Annotated in this window: 12 protein-coding genes and 1 pseudogene; 11 read left to right on the top strand and 2 right to left on the bottom strand. The window is 63.1% G+C overall.

What is annotated here, in order from left to right; genetic code table 11:
* Positions 1–167: 167 nt before the first annotated feature.
* The gene (locus ISS97_RS06085; protein ID WP_379987145.1) at positions 168–1463 is read left to right on the top strand and encodes a citrate synthase; all 1296 of its coding nucleotides are present in this window, start codon (positions 168–170) and stop codon (positions 1461–1463) included.
* A 75-nt stretch (positions 1464–1538) separates the two neighbouring features.
* On the opposite strand, the gene ISS97_RS06090 is transcribed toward ISS97_RS06085, so the two are convergent.
* Together ISS97_RS06090 and ISS97_RS06095 are read right to left on the bottom strand one after the other, a co-directional pair.
* Positions 1539–2213, bottom strand: a complete 675-nt coding sequence (locus tag ISS97_RS06090) for a hypothetical protein (RefSeq protein WP_379987144.1) — start codon at positions 2211–2213, stop codon at positions 1539–1541.
* Positions 2214–2316: 103 nt separating this feature from the next.
* Positions 2317–4845: a penicillin-binding protein 1A gene (locus ISS97_RS06095; RefSeq protein ID WP_379987143.1), complete on the bottom strand. Its 2529-nt coding sequence runs from the start codon at positions 4843–4845 to the stop codon at positions 2317–2319.
* A gap of 266 nt (positions 4846–5111) precedes the next feature.
* On the opposite strand from ISS97_RS06095, the gene ISS97_RS06100 reads away from it, so the two are divergent.
* The 10 genes and pseudogenes from ISS97_RS06100 to ISS97_RS06145 all read left to right on the top strand — a co-directional run bounded on the left by ISS97_RS06100 (position 5112) and on the right by ISS97_RS06145 (position 15810).
* Positions 5112–6170, top strand: coding sequence for a pilus assembly protein PilM (locus ISS97_RS06100; protein WP_090449204.1), 1059 nt, complete (start codon positions 5112–5114; stop codon positions 6168–6170).
* Complete coding sequence (locus ISS97_RS06105) at positions 6170–6934, top strand: PilN domain-containing protein (protein ID WP_379987142.1); 765 nt, start codon at positions 6170–6172, stop codon at positions 6932–6934. Before ISS97_RS06100 ends, ISS97_RS06105 begins: the two co-directional genes overlap by 1 nt.
* The gene (gene pilO, locus ISS97_RS06110) at positions 6931–7584 is read left to right on the top strand and encodes a type IV pilus inner membrane component PilO (RefSeq protein WP_379987141.1); all 654 of its coding nucleotides are present in this window, start codon (positions 6931–6933) and stop codon (positions 7582–7584) included. Before ISS97_RS06105 ends, pilO begins: the two co-directional genes overlap by 4 nt.
* A pseudogene (locus tag ISS97_RS06115) lies at positions 7581–8122 on the top strand (pilus assembly protein PilP). The gene pilO and the pseudogene ISS97_RS06115 overlap by 4 nt, the downstream one beginning before the upstream one ends.
* Before the next feature lie 56 nt (positions 8123–8178).
* Positions 8179–10329, top strand: coding sequence for a type IV pilus secretin PilQ (gene pilQ, locus ISS97_RS06120; RefSeq protein WP_379987140.1), 2151 nt, complete (start codon positions 8179–8181; stop codon positions 10327–10329).
* Positions 10330–10490: 161 nt separating this feature from the next.
* Positions 10491–11486: an AAA family ATPase gene (locus ISS97_RS06125; protein WP_379987139.1), complete on the top strand. Its 996-nt coding sequence runs from the start codon at positions 10491–10493 to the stop codon at positions 11484–11486.
* Positions 11483–12427 carry a DUF58 domain-containing protein gene (locus tag ISS97_RS06130; protein ID WP_379987138.1) on the top strand — a complete coding sequence of 315 codons (945 nt, stop codon included), beginning with the start codon at positions 11483–11485 and terminating at the stop codon, positions 12425–12427. Before ISS97_RS06125 ends, ISS97_RS06130 begins: the two co-directional genes overlap by 4 nt.
* 2 nt (positions 12428–12429) lie before the next feature.
* Complete coding sequence (locus ISS97_RS06135; RefSeq protein ID WP_379987137.1) at positions 12430–12930, top strand: DUF4381 domain-containing protein; 501 nt, start codon at positions 12430–12432, stop codon at positions 12928–12930.
* Complete coding sequence (locus tag ISS97_RS06140; protein ID WP_379987136.1) at positions 12923–13909, top strand: VWA domain-containing protein; 987 nt, start codon at positions 12923–12925, stop codon at positions 13907–13909. The genes ISS97_RS06135 and ISS97_RS06140 overlap by 8 nt, the downstream gene beginning before the upstream one ends.
* Positions 13906–15810, top strand: coding sequence for a VWA domain-containing protein (locus ISS97_RS06145; RefSeq protein ID WP_379987135.1), 1905 nt, complete (start codon positions 13906–13908; stop codon positions 15808–15810). Before ISS97_RS06140 ends, ISS97_RS06145 begins: the two co-directional genes overlap by 4 nt.
* Position 15811 lies beyond the last annotated feature (1 nt).

The following is a 15811-nucleotide window of genomic DNA, read 5'->3' on the forward strand; positions in this document are numbered from 1 at the left end:
TTTTCGTGTTCGCCATCCGACCATGCGCTAGGGGATGTTCGCCGGATCGATGTGCGATAATGGTCGGCGTTGCATCGCCGCCATCCCCCAGGCGCGATGTCTCTACATTCCCTCGCCGGCCGGCGCCGCCAGGTGCCCCGGTGGTGACATTCGTGAAGGAGGTTTCCGTGTCCGATACCAAGATCGTCAAGCTGGTGGATGAGTCGACCAATCGCAGCAGCGAGCTGCCCCTGCTGAGCGGTACGCTCGGCCCGGCCTGCATCGACATCGGCACGCTGTACAAGGACACCGGCCACTTCACTTACGACCCGGGCTACGGCAGCACCGCCAGCACCAAGAGTGCCATCACCTATATCGACGGCGACCAGGGCGTGTTGCTGTATCGCGGCTACCCCATCGAGCAGTTGGCCGAGAAGTCGAGCTTCCTCGAAGTGGCTTACCTGCTGCTCAATGGCGAGCTGCCGAACAAGGCGCAGTTCGACAACTTCGAACACCAGATCACGCATCACACGATGATGCACGAGTCGCAGAAGGACTTCTTCAAGGGTTTCCATCACGATGCCCATCCGATGGCCATGCTGGCCGCTTCGGTGGCTTCGCTGTCGGCGTTCTATCACGACGACCTGGACGTGGATAACGCCGAGGATCGCAAGCTCGCGGCAGTGCGCCTGATCGCCAAGATGCCCACCATCGCTGCAGCCTGCTATCGCTATTCGATCGGCTGGCCGATGCGTTATCCGCGCAACAACCTCGAGTACGTCGACCGCTTCCTGCACATGATGTTCGAGGTGCCGAGCGAGCCGCTCGAAATGAGTCCGGTCGCCGCCAAGGCGCTGGATCTGCTGTTCATCCTGCACGCTGATCACGAGCAGAACGCTTCGACCTCGACGGTGCGTCTGGTCGGTTCCACTGGTGCCAATCCGTACGCCTCGATTGCCGCGGGTATCACCGCGTTGTGGGGCCCGGCACATGGCGGCGCCAACGAAGCTGTGCTGAAAATGCTGGAAGAGATCGGCACGCCGGACAAGGTGGAAACCGCTGTCCTGCGCGCGAAGGATAAGAACGACAATTTCCGCCTGATGGGCTTCGGCCATCGCGTCTACAAGAACTTCGATCCGCGCGCAAAGATCATCCGCGAAATGTGTCACAAAGTGCTCGCCGAGCTGGGCGTCAACGACCCGCTGCTCGACGTCGCCATGAAGCTGGAAGAGGCTGCGCTGAAGGACGATTACTTCGTCGAGCGCAAGCTGTATCCGAACGTCGACTTCTACTCCGGCATCATCTACAAGGCGCTGGGCATTCCGACCGAGATGTTCACCGTGATGTTCGCCATTGCCCGTACCGCCGGTTGGATCGCGCACTGGATCGAACAGCATGAAACCCCCGGTTCGCGCATCGGCCGTCCGCGCCAGATCTACACCGGTGCAGACGTGCGCGACTACGTGCCGGCGAGCAAGCGCTAAGCCACACGCATCGATACAACAAAAAAGCCCGGCCTTGGCCGGGCTTTTTTGTTGTTGGGCTTTGCGGGATGCCAATCAGCGTAGTGCGGCGGCCAGTTTGCGTTCGAAGTCGTCCCCGTCTTCGCCTTCGGCGAGCAACGTCTCCACGGTTGCCAGCGATGCGCGCCGCATCGGTTTCTCATCAATGCGATCCAATGGAGGTTGGCGAAGGGCATCGCGCGGTAGCACGGTAATGTCGAAGGGGAGCTGGTCGGCGGCGAACAGCAGCACCGGATATTCGACCTGCTCATCGCGGCTGGTGCGCAGCCGACGGGTTTGCGTTTCGACCGGCACGCCATGCTCGCGCAGGAACAGAGTGACGGCTTCGGGATCGTCGCTGAATACGTGCAGGCAGATTGCCGAATGGCTATCCGCAGTACCGTCGAGCACGGCTCCTACCAGGCGTGGTTCGTATGCATGCAGGAAACGCATGGCTTCAACGGCGGCCTCACGCCGCTCCTGCAGCAATTGGGGTTGGCTCTCCGCGTGAAAGATACGCTGATGCTCGCGCAGCGCGTCCTCGATCTCGTTGTTGCGGGGCAGGGCTTGCGCGTCGAGGATGCCGAGCCGCTCAGCGGCCTTGAGTTTGGCGTGGTGGAAGTCACGGATACCGTGTTCGCTCATCAGTCGCGCCGCTTCCTGGGCGATACGCAAGCGATTGCGCTGAACGCGGTCCTGTGCGTGGATGCGATGGTGTTCGCCTCGCGCCATGGTCGTAGTCCCTCCTCGGTCAATATTGCGGACGTCTGTATGGGAGGTGCGGCCGCTGTGCGGCCTTGCGTCGAGCCGGCAGCGTCACTGCCGGCCGTCGCCGTCAAAAGATGTCGTAGGCGTGTTGCTGGTCAGAGTCCTCCTGCTGCTGGCTGGCCTGCTGGCGCAGGCGGTCCACGTCTTCTACTTTGAACATCTCGGGCATGCTGTTGGGATCGCCGGCGCCTGAGGGCAGGCCGCTGGCCCGGTTGATCTGCACCGTACTGATACCGGGCGGCATCGACAAGGTGGCGGAGGGCACATCTTTGAGCGCGGCGCCCATATAGCCCATCCAGATCGGCAGGGCGGCCTTGGCGCCGAATTCGCCCCGACCCAGCGAGCTGAAGTCGTCGAAGCCGACCCATACCGCAGTGGACAGGTCGCCGTTGAAGCCGACGAACCAGGCGTCGCGATGCTCGTTGGTGGAGCCGGTCTTGCCAGCGAGGTCGTCGCGGCCGAGGGCCATGGCGGCCGAGCCGGTGCCGCGCTTGATCACGTCCTGCATCAGCGAGGTGACCAGATAGTCGTTGCGTACGTCGATCACCTGGGGCGCCAGTACCGGCGGGTGAGCGCCGTTGCCGTGGGCGTCAGCCGGGAGAACAACGCCACCGATGTCGCTGCTTGCCGCAGTGGCCGGTGCGCCAGCCGTGCCGGCGCTTGCCACCGAGTTGGTGGGTGCCATGCTGGTGGTGGGCGGCGGGCCCGGCGGACGCGTGTCGAGCAGGCGCTCCTGGCAGGTGCGGCAGGCGCGTGCGGGGTTGGCCTGGTACACCGGCTTGCCGTCGCGGTCATCGATTTCGCTGATGAAGTACGGCGTGACCAAGTAGCCGCCGTTGGCGAACACGGCATAACCGCGCGCCATGCTCATCGGCGACACCGATGCCGTGCCGAGCGCCATGGATAGGTTGCTAGGCAGCGCATCGAGCGAGAAACCAAAGCGGGTGATGTAGTCGCGGGCGAAGCGCACGCCGATGGCGTCGAGCAGACGCACCGAGACCAGGTTCTTCGACTTCACCAGCGCTTCGCGAAGGCGAATCGGACCGTCGAACTTGTCGTCGTCATTGGACGGCGTCCACAGCCCATCCGGACGTGATGGGTCGGGCAGGGCCAGCGGCGCATCGTTGACGATCGAGGCCGGAGTAAAGCCACGTTCGAACGATGCCGAATAGATATAGGGCTTGAAGCTCGAGCCCGGTTGGCGCGCCGCCATCACGGCGCGGTTGAACTTGCTGCGCAGGAAATTGAAACCGCCAACCAGGGCCTGCAGCGAGCCATCTTCCGGATTGACCGAGGCGAGCGCGCCTTGCACTTTCGGGATCTGGGTCAGCTGCCACTCGCCCTTCTCGTCGCGCGACAGGCGGATGACGTCGCCGCGCTTGAGCACGGCGCCGACGTTCTTCGGCGCAGCCCCAATGCGGGTCTCGCTGATGTAGGGGCGTGCCCATTCCACGGAACTGAAGCCAAGCTTGGTCTGTTCGCGGCTGGACAGGTATACCGATGCTTCGTTGCCGGTTACCGCGGTAACAATGCCCGGATGCATGCCGGCGATGTCGGTATAGCTCGACAGCACGCGATCGTAGTCCTCGTTGCCGGCGTTGTCGGCGAGCTCCTGATGATCCTCCGGGCCGCGCCAGCCGTGGCGCCGGTCGTAGTCGATCAGCCCGGCGCGCAATGCATCAACGGCCGCCTGCTGGCGGGTGCTCTGCACCGTGGTCTTGATCACATAGCCTTCGGTCAGGGCATCGTTGCCCAGGCGGTCCAATGCCTGCAGGCGCACCATTTCGGCCAGATAGGGCGCATCCACCTCGATCGGCGGCTCATGCGGATAGGCATTGTTGGGTTCGGCAATAGCCTGGTCGTACTCGACCTTGCTGATGTAGCGGTTCTGCAGCATCTGGCCCAGCACCCAGTTACGGCGCGTAATCGCCCGTTTGGGGTTGTTGAGCGGATTGACCACGGACGGCAGCTGAAAGGTGGAGGCGATCAGCGCGCACTCGGCCACGCTCAGCTGGTCCAGCGTCTTGCCGTAGTAATACGAGGCCGCCGCCGCCACGCCGTAGGAGCGGTGGCCCAGGAACATCTTGTTGAGATAGAGCTCGAGGATCTGATCCTTGCTCAGCTCGTTCTCCATGCGCAGGGCGATGAAGATCTCGGTCAGCTTGCGCGAATACAACTTCTCGGGGCTAAGGAAGAAGTTTCTCGCAACCTGTTGGGTAATGGTCGAGCCGCCAGGGCCTTTGTCGCCGCCCGAAACGATCACATGCCAGCCAGCGCGCGCGATGCCGTGCCAGTCCACGCCCGGATGGCTATAGAAGTCCGCATCCTCGGCGGAGAGCACCGCGTGCTTGAGCCGCTCGGGTACGTCGGCAATGCCAACCGGGATGCGTCGGGTTTCGCCGAAACTTGCGATCAGTTTTCCGTCCGCGCTGAGTACGCGCAGCGGAACCTGCATGTGATAGTCCTTCAGTGCGGCGACCGAAGGCATGCGGGGGGAAACCAGCCAATAAGCCACACCGACCGCGGCAACGGCCAGCAGCAATCCGGTAAAGGCGAGAATCAGCACCCAGCGCAGCAGACGCTTGAGAATTTGCATGGTGTGGATATTGCGAGACCTGAGTCAAAACACGACAGAGTATAGATGTAGCAGTATCTGCAGAACGGGTGCTGACCGGCACATTAGAAGAACGGCGAGCAAGAACCGGGCCACCGGGGGCGATGCCCCTAAGTGTGCAAGCCGTCACGCCAATCAGTCGAGAAAGTTGTCGTAGGCCGTTGCCAATACGTTAATTTTTGGATTTAATGCCGTAGCGCACTCGCCACACATACGGTGCAGGCGCACAGGGGCAAGGGGGAAAAACCGTGGGGCTCTTTACACCCAAGAAGCCGCCGCTTGTTGGGGTCGACATTAGCTCGACCGCCGTCAAGTTGCTGCAGCTCAGTCAGGCCGGTGGCCGCTATCGCGTGGAGCACTACGCGGTGGAGCCACTGCCCCCTAATGCCGTGGTCGAGAAGAACATCGTCGAGGTCGAGGCGGTGGGCGAGGCGATTCGACGCGCGCTCGCGCGATCCGGCTCCAAGCTCAAGCACGCGGCGGCGGCTGTCGCTGGTTCGGCGGTGATCACGCGTATCATTCCGATGTCGAGCGATCTCTCCGACGACGACCTCGAAGGCCAGATCCAGGTTGAGGCCAATCAGTACATCCCGTACCCGATCGAAGAAGTGAGCCTCGATTTCGAGGTACTCGGTCCGGTACGCGACAACCCTGAAATGAATAACGTGCTGCTCGCGGCCTCGCGCACCGAGAACGTCGACATGCGTGTTGCCGCGCTGGATCTGGGCGGGCTTTCTGCCAAGGTCGTCGATGTTGAGGCGTTCGCGATGGAAAACGCCTTCGCGATGGTGGCTGATCAGCTCAATGTCGGCCGCGACGCGCTGGTGGCGGTGGTCGACATCGGTGCCACCATGACGACGCTGTCGGTGCTGCGCAATCAGCGCACCATCTATTCGCGCGAGCAGGTTTTCGGCGGCAAGCAGCTCACCGACGAGATTATGCGCCGCTACGGTCTTTCTTATGAGGAAGCCGGCCGCGCCAAGCGCAAGGGCGGTCTGCCCGAGTCTTACGAAAGCGAGGCGCTGGAGCCGTTCAAGGAGTCGTTGATCCAGCAGATCAGCCGACTGCTGCAGTTTTTCTTCGCCGGTAGCGAATACAGCAAGGTCGACCAGGTTGTGTTGGCTGGCGGTTGCGCTTCCATCGAAGGCATCGGACCGATGCTCGAGGAACAGCTTGGCGTGCCCTGTGTGGTGGCCAACCCGTTGGCGCGCATGTCGCTCTCGCCGCGGGTGCAGGCGCAGCAGCTGGCCCAGGACGCACCCGCGTTGATGATCGCGGTCGGCCTCGCCATGAGGAGCTTCGACTGATGGCACGCATCAACCTACTTCCCTGGCGTAACGAACGCCGCAAGCAGCGCGAGCGCGAGTTCTTCATGCAGCTCGGCGCGGCGTTCGTCGCCGCCGTATTGTTTGTGCTGCTGTGGGTGTTCTGGATGGATCAGCGCATCGACAACCAGAACGAGCGCAACGCCTACTTGCAGGGCGAGATCAAGCAACTCGACGACCGCATCGCCAAGATCAAGGATCTCGAGAAGGTGCGCGAACGCCTGTTGGCCCGCAAGCAGATCATCGAGCAGCTGCAGGCCAATCGCTCTCAGATGGTCCATCTGTTCGACGAGTTGGTGAAGACCATTCCGGCCAGCGCGCGCCTTAGCGGCCTCAAGCAGAGTGGCGAATCGATGACGCTCGACGGCGTGGCGCAATCCAACGCCAGCGTCGCCGAGTACATGCGCAACATCGAGTCGTCGCCGTGGATGGGTCATGCCGACCTGCGCAAGACCGAAAACACCCATGGCGATTCGCGCATGCCGTACTCCTTCGGCCTGGATGTCGCGCTCAGCCGGCCCAAGGCTGACGAGAACGCTGATGCTGGTCACACTCCGATTCTGCCCGCAAGCGGCAGTACTGCAGCTGCGCCGGCAACCCCTGCTGCCGCAGGATCGGTCGCCGCACGTCAGGCCCTGACGGTCGCAGCACAGGCCGTCACTGCACCGCCGGCCAAGCCCACACCGGCGGCTAAGGAAGCGCCGAAGCCGGCGAGCACGGCAGGTAACGGAGGAGCCAAGCCATGAAGTTCCTCAATGACCTGCGCAGTCTCGACCGCAATAACGTTGGCGGTTGGCCGAAATCGATCAAATTGTTCTTCACTGCGCTGCTTTTTGGCCTCGTGGTACTTGCGGGCTGGTACTTCGTCGTAAGCGATCAGCAGGATTCGCTGGCACAGCTGGCCAACAAGGAAGATCAGCTCAAGCAGGAATTCGCGACGAAACAGGCCAAGGCGGTCAATCTCGAAGCCTTGCAGCAACAGCTCGACGAAATGCAGGACATGCTGCGCCAGTTGCTGCGCCAGCTGCCGAGCAAGACCGAGATGCCGGAGCTGCTGGTGGATATCTCGCAAACCGCGCTGTCGGCGGGTCTCGAGACCGAACTGTTCCAGCCGGGCGCCGAGGTGCCGAAGGATTTCTACGCTGAGAAGCCGATCCAGCTGCGCATGGTGGGTACCTATCACCAGTTCGGCACCTTCATCAGTGGTGTGGCTTCGCTGCCGCGGGTGGTGATTTTGACCCTGCACGATGTCTCGTTGACGCCCAAGGACAAGAACGGTCAGCTGGTGTTGCAAGGCACAGTCAAGACCTATCGCTATCTGGAAGATGATGAGAGTGCCGAGGCCAAGGCGGCTAACGCGAGGCCGGCAAGTGCGAAGAACGGGGGGCAGAAATGAGCAAGTCGATAGCCCTCAGGCCTTCACAGGTAGCGCGCGTCGCGCTGGTGATTGGCGCGGTTCTAGTGCTCGGTGGTTGCACTCGCGGTATGTCCGATGTGCGCGACTGGGTGGCACAGGAGAAGCAGAAGAAAGGTGCGCCGATTCCGCCGCTGCCGGTAATTAAGACCTTCGAAACGTTCCTGTACAACGATCAGGACAAGCGCGATCCATTCAGTCCGAGTACGGCCGAACTAGACAACGGCAATGCCAATGCCGGTCCGCGTCCCGATCAAGACCGCACCAAGGAGCCGCTGGAGGTGTTCGCGCTGGACAGCCTCAAGATGGTCGGCACCGTGGGGGCGGCGGGGGGATGGAAGTGTTGATCAAAGATCCGGGTGGCGTGATCCATCGCGTCCATCGCGGCGAATACATGGGCCAGAACTACGGTCACGTCACCGCTATCAGCGAAGACCACATTGAATTGGTCGAGCTGGTTTCCAACGGAAACGGCGGCTGGATGGAACGCTCAGCCAGCATCGCGCTTGGCGAGAAATAAGAATCACAGGGGCTGATGCAATGACCAACCTTATCCAACCTGTTCGGGGCCGTGTCATGCGCCAAGCGAGTCGTCGAGTGGTCACCGGATTGCTGATCGCCAGCGTCGCGTGGTCCGGCATCGTGGCCGCCGCTACCAACACGCTGAAGGACATCAGCTACGACACGCTGCCTGGTGGCCGTATCGAGCTGCATCTGAACTTCAACGGGCCGGCGCCCGAGCCGAAGATCTTCACCACTGGTAACCCGCCGCGCATCGCGATCGATTTCGCCGATACCGATAACTCGGCCGCCCGTCATCTCGACATCGGCAAGGGTTCGACCTCGGGCGTGTCTGCGGTAGCTGCCGGTGGACGTACCCGCGTGATCGTGGAGTTGATGCGCGATTCCACCTACCGCACTCGCACCGACGGCAACAGCCTCGTGTTCACCGTCAACAACGGTACTGAGGCGCAGACCACGACCACGGCTTCCACCATCGATCCGTCGAAGGCGTTGCCGTCGTCGGCGAGCGGTCCGGCGGTGTCCAACATCGACTTTCGCCGCGGTCCGAACGGTGAGGGGCGTGTACTGATTAACTTCAGTAGCGCCGGTGCCAACGCCGACATGAAGCGCGAAGGCGACAAGGTGGTGGTTAATCTCGACCACGTGAACCTGCCCCAGAACCTGGCACAGCGTCTCGACGTACTCGACTTCGCCACGCCGGTGCAGTCCATCGTGACCAAGGCCGGTCCGCGCGGCGGCGCTCGCATGGAAATCGCCACCAAGGGCACCATCGAAACATCTGCCTACCAGACTGCCGACCAATATGTGGTCGAAGTCGCGCAGAAGAAGAAGGATCCCAATGTGGGTCCCAACGGCAAGCCGCTGCGTGGCCAGGATCCGGTCTACAACGGTAATCGCGTCACCTTCAATTTCCAGGACATCCCGGTCCGCTCGGTATTGCAGCTGATCGCCGACATGTCCGGCCAGAACCTGGTGGCCTCCGATACCGTGGGTGGCGCCATCACGCTGCGCCTCATCAATGTGCCGTGGGATCAGGCACTGGATGTGGTGCTGCGCGCCAAGGGCCTGGACAAGCGCCGCAACGGCAACGTGATCTGGATCGCGCCACAGGAAGAGTTGGCGAAGTACGAGCAGAACGTGGCTGACGCACGCATCAAGGCAGAGGATAGTGCGGAGCTGGTTACCGACTACGTGCCGATCAGTTACGGCAAGGCTCAGGACATCGCAAAATTGCTGACTCAGGGCAGCATGGCAAGCGGCGGCGGCGGTGGCGGGGCTGGTAGCGGCTCGCATGGCTTCCTGTCTGCGCGCGGCAGCGTTTCGTTCGACGAGCGTACGAACACCCTTCTGATCAACGATAACCCTCAGAAGATCCGCGAACTGCGCGACCTGATCGCGGTACTTGATAAGCCGGTGCAGCAGGTGTTGATCGAATCGCGCATCGTGGTGGCAACGGACACTTTCACTCGTGAATTGGGTGCAAAGTTCGGTGTCAGTGGTCGTCGCACCAACCCGAGCGGACAGGTGCTACAGACTGGCGGCAAGCTGGGTGATCCCATTGGTAGCAATGGCGCGCCGGGTGTGCTTGGTAACGGTGGCCTTAATGTGAATCTTCCTACGGCAACTCAGGGTGGCAATTTCGGCCTGGCGATTCTTGGCGCGAACTATGCGATCGACCTGGAGCTGTCGGCTGCACAGACCGAAGGTCGTGGCGAGGTGGTTTCCAGCCCCCGTGTGATCACAGCGAACCAGCAGGAGGCGGTTATTCGCCAAGGCCAGCAGATTGGCTATGTCACTTATCAGAATGGTGGCACCACCGGCGGCGCGCCGACCGCTTCCGTGCAGTTCAAGGATGCTGTGCTTGAACTGAAGGTGACACCGACAATCACCGCCGATGGTCGTGTGTATCTCGCTATCAACGTTAAGAAGGACGCCCTGGCCCAGTTCGTCGATACGCCGAATGGCAAGGTGCCACAGATCGACACGCGCGAGATCAATACCTCGGTGTTGGTGGACAACGGCCAGACCGTGGTGCTCGGTGGCATCTACGAAATCACTAAGGCGAACGCGATCACCAAGGTGCCGGGTCTGGGCGATATCCCCGGTGTTGGCATGCTGTTCCGCAAGACATCGCGCCAGAGCGACAAGGCGGAGCTGCTGATCTTTGTGACTCCACGCATCCTGAGCGAAAGTCTGCGCTGATCAATGCGCAGAGCAGGAAGAAAAGGGCGGCCCAGGCCGCCCTTTTTGTTTGTGCGAGGCATTGGTCTATGCCATCAGTTGCCGGGTGGATCCGGTCGCAAAGGGTAAACTTCCGGGAGAAACTGCGGTCTGTAGCCGCACGAAACACAACGGATTCCCTGATGGACATGCCCCAGGCTCATTCCTCATCGCGCCTGCAACAGGCCTTCACCAAGCTGCGCGACGAGTTGCAGCGAAGCATCATTGGCCAGCCGCATCTGATCGATTGCCTGCTGGTGGCGCTGCTGGCGGATGGGCATTTATTGGTCGAAGGTGCGCCGGGATTGGCCAAGACCACTGCGGTAAAGGCGCTGGCCGCCTGCATCGAGGCGGATTTCCATCGCGTGCAGTTCACCCCTGACTTGCTGCCGGCCGATCTCACCGGCACCGATATCTTCCGTCCGCAGTCCGGCAGTTTCGAGTTCGAGCGCGGTCCGCTATTCCACAACATCGTGCTGGCTGACGAAATCAACCGCGCGCCGGCCAAGGTGCAATCCGCGCTGCTGGAGGCGATGGCGGAGCGGCAGATCACCATCGGCCGCAGCACCTGGCGGCTGCCGGAACTGTTCATGGTGATGGCGACGCAGAATCCGATCGAGCAGGAGGGCACGTTCGCCCTGCCCGAGGCGCAGCTGGACCGCTTCGTCATGCACGTCACTATCGGCTATCCGGATGCTTCGTCCGAACTCGCCATCCTGCAATTGGCGCGTGAGCAGGCACGCCGCAGCCTGCATCCGCAGCCGCCGGAGCGTGCCACGCTGAGTCAGGCGGACGTGTTTGCCGCGCGCGAAGCCGTGCTTTCCGTGCATATGGCGCCAGCGCTGGAGTCGTATCTGGCACAAGTCGTACTGGCCAGCCGCGATGCGGGCGTCTATGGCCCGGAACTGAAGCGCTGGATTGCCTGGGGCGCCAGTCCGCGCGCCACCATCGCGCTGGATCGCTGTTCGCGTGCGCATGCCTGGCTGGCCGGGCGCGACTACGTATTGCCGGAAGACGTCCATGCGATCGCGCACGATGTGCTGCGCCATCGCGTCTTGCTCAGCTACGAAGCGGAAGCGGAAGGTGTGCGCAGCGACCAGGTGGTCTCACGTCTCCTGGATCTCGTGCCGCTGCCGTGAATGCCGTGCTGTCACCACACATATTGTCATCAGGTGGCGATGGCGACGGGCGCGTCAGCGTTTCCTTGTCCGAATTGCTGGCGCTGCGCGCCCGGGTGGCGCGCGTCGCCTTGCCCACGCGCGAGAGCAGGGTAGCGTCAGCCGGACAACAGTCCAGCCGTCTCTACGGTCGTGGCATGGATTACGCGGAGTCCCGCGCCTATCAACCCGGCGACGATGTACGTCGGCTTGACTGGCGACTCACCGCACGCAGCGGCAAGCTGCATACCAAGTTATTCCAGGAAGAACGCGAAGGTCGCGTGCTGGTGCTGCTGGACACGCACGCCAGCATGCGCTTCGGCACCCGCTCTCGTTTCAAATCGGTGCAGGCGGCGCGCGCGGCGGCGATGGCTGCCTGGCTGGCGGTACGCGCAGGCGAACGCATCGGCGCCGTGGCTTTCGGCGAGCGTACTCATATATTGCGGCCTCAGGGCGGCACGCGCGGAGCCCTGGCGTTTTGCGGCGCTCTCGCAGATAGAAGTGCGGGCGCTGAGGGTCGCAGCGAATCATTGTCGGAAGCGTTGCTGCGCGCTGGCCGATTGGTACGTAGCGCCGGCCGGGTGTTGCTGATTAGCGATGGCCTCAGTTGCGACGATCTTGCGCGCGGCCGCCTGCTCGATCTGCGCCGACACGCCGATATCGGCGTGCTGATCGTCGGTGATGTGCTCGAACTAGCCACGGCGCCAGTGGGGCGCTACCCGCTTGAACATGATGGCGTGCGTCGTGAAGTGGTGCTGCAGGCGGAGCGCCAGCGGCGTGAATTTCAGCAGGCCCTTGGCGCTGGTCAGGCAAGGCTTGCGGCGCTGGCACAGGCACTCGGCTTGCGTCAGCGAACCATCGATACGGTGGTCGATCCGCTTGATGCGGTGGTCGGTCTGCTCGGCGCTTCGGGGCAGCGATGATGATGCCTGCTGCTCCCGTTTCCGCGCCGGCCAATGGTCCGGTGCTGCGCGATATCCATCTGCCACCCGATCCATCCTGGTGGCCGCTGGCGCCAGGATGGTGGGCAATCGCTGCGCTGGCTGTGCTTGCCTTGTGTGTCATGGCGTGGATGGGCTGGCGTCGCCGACGCTGGCGCCGTCGCATCGACGCAGTGCTGGCGGATATCGAGGCTCTGGAGCAACGCTACGCCCAACAACCCGCAGTGCTGGCTGCCGCCTTGCATCAATGGCTGCGGCGAGCGGCTCGCACCTACGATGCGCAGGCGATCCATCATCGTGGTGATCGTTGGCGCGATTGCCTGGCGAGGGTTCCCGTCGACGCTTCCACGCTGGATCGGCTGATGACGCTGGAAACGGCCATGTACCGCCCTGCGGTTGGCGCAGATATGGATGGTGTTGCCGATGCCGTGCGCCGCTGGCTTTCGCTGGCATTGAAGCCGCGGGGAGAGCGCGCTCATGCCTGAGTTCGCCTGGCCCTGGATCGCTTTGGTTTTGCCGCTACCGTGGCTGTTACGCCGGTGGCTGCGTCCGGCAGCGCCGGAGCAGGCATTGCACCTGCCGCATCCGGGCCTGCATCTCGCCAGCGTGGCGGAGCAGACGCCGACCGGCTCACGCACCTGGCTACTCGTGCTCGCCTGGTTATGCCTGGTGGTTGCGGCGGCGCGGCCGCAATGGGTGGGGCCGCCGCAGGCGCAGCAACGCAGTGGTCGCGCGATGATGCTTGCGGTGGATCTCTCCGGCAGTATGCGCACAGATGATATGGAGCTCGCCGGCCAGCCGGTCAGCCGTTTTGGCGCGGTCGAAGCGATCGCCGGCGATTTCATTACGCGGCGTGCGGGTGATGAGCTGGGGCTCATTTTGTTCGGCAGCCGCGCCTTCCTGGTCACGCCGCTTACTTATGACCTGTCCGCGGTAAGTGCCCAACTGCAGGGGGCGACCGTTGGCCTGGCCGGTACCGAGACGGCCATCGGTGATGCCGTGGCGGTAGCGGTGAAACGCCTTTCTGCCTTGCCGGAGCCGGCGCGCGTGCTGGTGCTGCTTACCGATGGCGTGAACAACGCAGGCAACATTGCGCCGCTCGATGCGGCGCGTGCAGCCAAGGCGGCCGGTGTCCGGGTGTACACCATCGGCATCGGCGCTACGGAAATGCGCGTACCGGACTTATTCGGCACGCGCACCGTCAATCCGTCCGCCGATCTGGACGAAGGCATGCTGCGCACCATGGCGACGCAAACCGGCGGCCGCTACTTCCGCGCTACCGATACGAATGAGCTGGCCTCGGCCTATCGCGCCATCGACGCGCTGGAGCCGATGCCGCAACAGGGGCCGGAGTTGCGGCCGCGGCACGAATTGTTCCGCTGGCCGTTGCTGGTGGGTGCGTTGTGTCTCCTGCTCGCCATGCTTCCCCAAGCGCGTCGCCGCACGCAGGCGGTGAGTGCATGAGCGAGTTCTGGCAGCAGTTTCATTTTCTGCGGCCCTGGTGGCTGCTGGCATTGCTGGCCGTTCCCGTGCTGTGGGCGATAGCCGCACGCGGTAGCCGGGCGCAACGGGAACTGTCGCGACTGGTCGATCCCGAGTTGTTGCCGCATCTACTGCAGGGAAGGGCCGGACATCGTCGTCTGCCGTCGCTGCTGCTCGCGCTGGGTTGGACGCTGTGCGCGCTGGCGTTGGCAGGTCCGACCTGGAGCCGGGTTGCGTCGCCGTTGTATGCGAATCGCGCGGCTCAGGTCATCGCGATCTCGTTGTCACAACACATGCTGTCGAAGGATGTCGCCCCGTCGCGTCTGGATCGCGCGCGCTACAAGGCACGCGATCTGCTGGCAGCCAATCGCGATGGGCTGAATGGCCTGATTGCTTATGCGGGTGAGGCCTACGTGGTCGCGCCGCTCACCTCCGACGCCAGCAGCCTCGACGATCTGCTCGATGCCCTTTCGCCGGACACCATGCCCACCGACGGCAATGATGCGGCGCAGGCCATTCAACGCAGCGTCGCGTTGATTCGCGACGCGAAGGCAGGCGGCGGTTCCGTGGTCCTGATGACTGATAGCGCCGATGCCGCCGCCGTAGCGGCAGCGCGCAAGGCACGCGCCGAAGGTGTCAGCGTGTCCGTACTCGCCGTCGGTACCGCGCAAGGCGGGCCGGTACCCATGGGTGACGGTGGATTGTTGCGCAACGAACATGGCGATGTGGTGCTGGCACAGCGTGACGACGCATCGCTGCAAGCCGTGGCCGAGGCTGGTGACGGACGCTTCGTGCCAATGAGCGACAATAACCGTGACATTGAGGCGTTGCGTCCGTCGACGCGTGCGGCGGGTCAGGACGCGCTGGCAAGTGGTCTGGTCAGCGACCAGTGGCAGGATCGTGGCCCTTGGTTGTTGCTGCCTCTGCTGCCCATCGTCGCGCTGGCGTTCCGTCGCGGTTGGCTGCTGTTGTTGCCGCTGATCCTGTTGCCGGTATGGCCAGGTACCGCACAGGCCAGTAGCTGGAGCGATCTGTGGCAACGTCCGGATCAGCAGGCGGCGCGGGCGCTGCAACAAGGGCAGGCGAAACAGGCACAACAACTGGCGCACGATCCGGCACTGCGGGGTGCGGCTGCCTATCGTGCTGGCGATTACGGTGCTGCTGCGCAGGCACTGCAGGACGCACCGGGCGCAGATGCCACCTATAACCTCGGCAATGCGTTGGCCAAGCAAGGCCACTATCAGGAAGCCATAGCGGCTTACGATCGCGCGCTGAAGTTGAACCCGGCGAACGAAGACGCCAAGGCTAACCGCAAGGCGGTGGAAGACTGGCTGCGCAAGCAGCCGCCACAGCCGCCAGAGAACAAGCAGGGCGGCAAAGACAAGTCGGCCAAAGACAAGTCAGGCAAGGGCGAGGATCAGTCCTCGTCGCAACCCAAGAACGGCGAGCAGGGGCAAAAGCCCTCCTCCGGCGAGCAGGGTCAGGGAGAGTCCGGCCAGCAAGGTCAGCCGTCCGATCAGTCACATGATCCCTCCGGCAAGGGCAAGGACGAAGCACAGCCGGCGGGTGCCTCGTCATCCGGCGCAGCCAAGCCGATGTCGGCGCAGGAGCAGGCAAAGCAACAGGCGCGCACCGAGCAGGCGAAACAGGCCTTGCAGCAGCAGATGGATCGCGCGCTTCAGGCGCAGGACAAGGCAGCGGACAAGAAGGATGGCCACCACGAACTGGGTGAAGTCGCCGCTGACGATCCGCAAGCCAAGTTGCCAGCCGACGTCCGCCGCGCCCTGCAGCGCGTACCCGACGACCCGGGTGCGCTGCTGCGGCGCAAGTTCGAACTGGAATACCGGCAGCGCCATGGCGCCAGCGCCGGAGAGGGTGATTGAT

This window comes from Dyella koreensis (assembly GCF_044904565.1).
Lineage (GTDB): Bacteria > Pseudomonadota > Gammaproteobacteria > Xanthomonadales > Rhodanobacteraceae > Dyella_D > Dyella_D koreensis.

Excerpts from the sequence above, each read along its gene's own strand:
- ISS97_RS06125 (WP_379987139.1), top strand. The coding sequence starts at position 10,491 with ATGGACATGCCCCAGGCTCATTCCTCATCGCGCCTGCAACAGGCCTTC.
- ISS97_RS06105 (WP_379987142.1), top strand. The coding sequence starts at position 6,170 with ATGGCACGCATCAACCTACTTCCCTGGCGTAACGAACGCCGCAAGCAG.
- ISS97_RS06135 (WP_379987137.1), top strand. The coding sequence starts at position 12,430 with ATGCCTGCTGCTCCCGTTTCCGCGCCGGCCAATGGTCCGGTGCTGCGC.
- ISS97_RS06145 (WP_379987135.1), top strand. The coding sequence starts at position 13,906 with ATGAGCGAGTTCTGGCAGCAGTTTCATTTTCTGCGGCCCTGGTGGCTG.
- ISS97_RS06140 (WP_379987136.1), top strand. The coding sequence starts at position 12,923 with ATGCCTGAGTTCGCCTGGCCCTGGATCGCTTTGGTTTTGCCGCTACCG.
- ISS97_RS06095 (WP_379987143.1), bottom strand. The coding sequence starts at position 4,845 with ATGCAAATTCTCAAGCGTCTGCTGCGCTGGGTGCTGATTCTCGCCTTT.
- pilQ (WP_379987140.1), top strand. The coding sequence starts at position 8,179 with ATGCGCCAAGCGAGTCGTCGAGTGGTCACCGGATTGCTGATCGCCAGC.
- ISS97_RS06090 (WP_379987144.1), bottom strand. The coding sequence starts at position 2,213 with ATGGCGCGAGGCGAACACCATCGCATCCACGCACAGGACCGCGTTCAG.
- pilO (WP_379987141.1), top strand. The coding sequence starts at position 6,931 with ATGAAGTTCCTCAATGACCTGCGCAGTCTCGACCGCAATAACGTTGGC.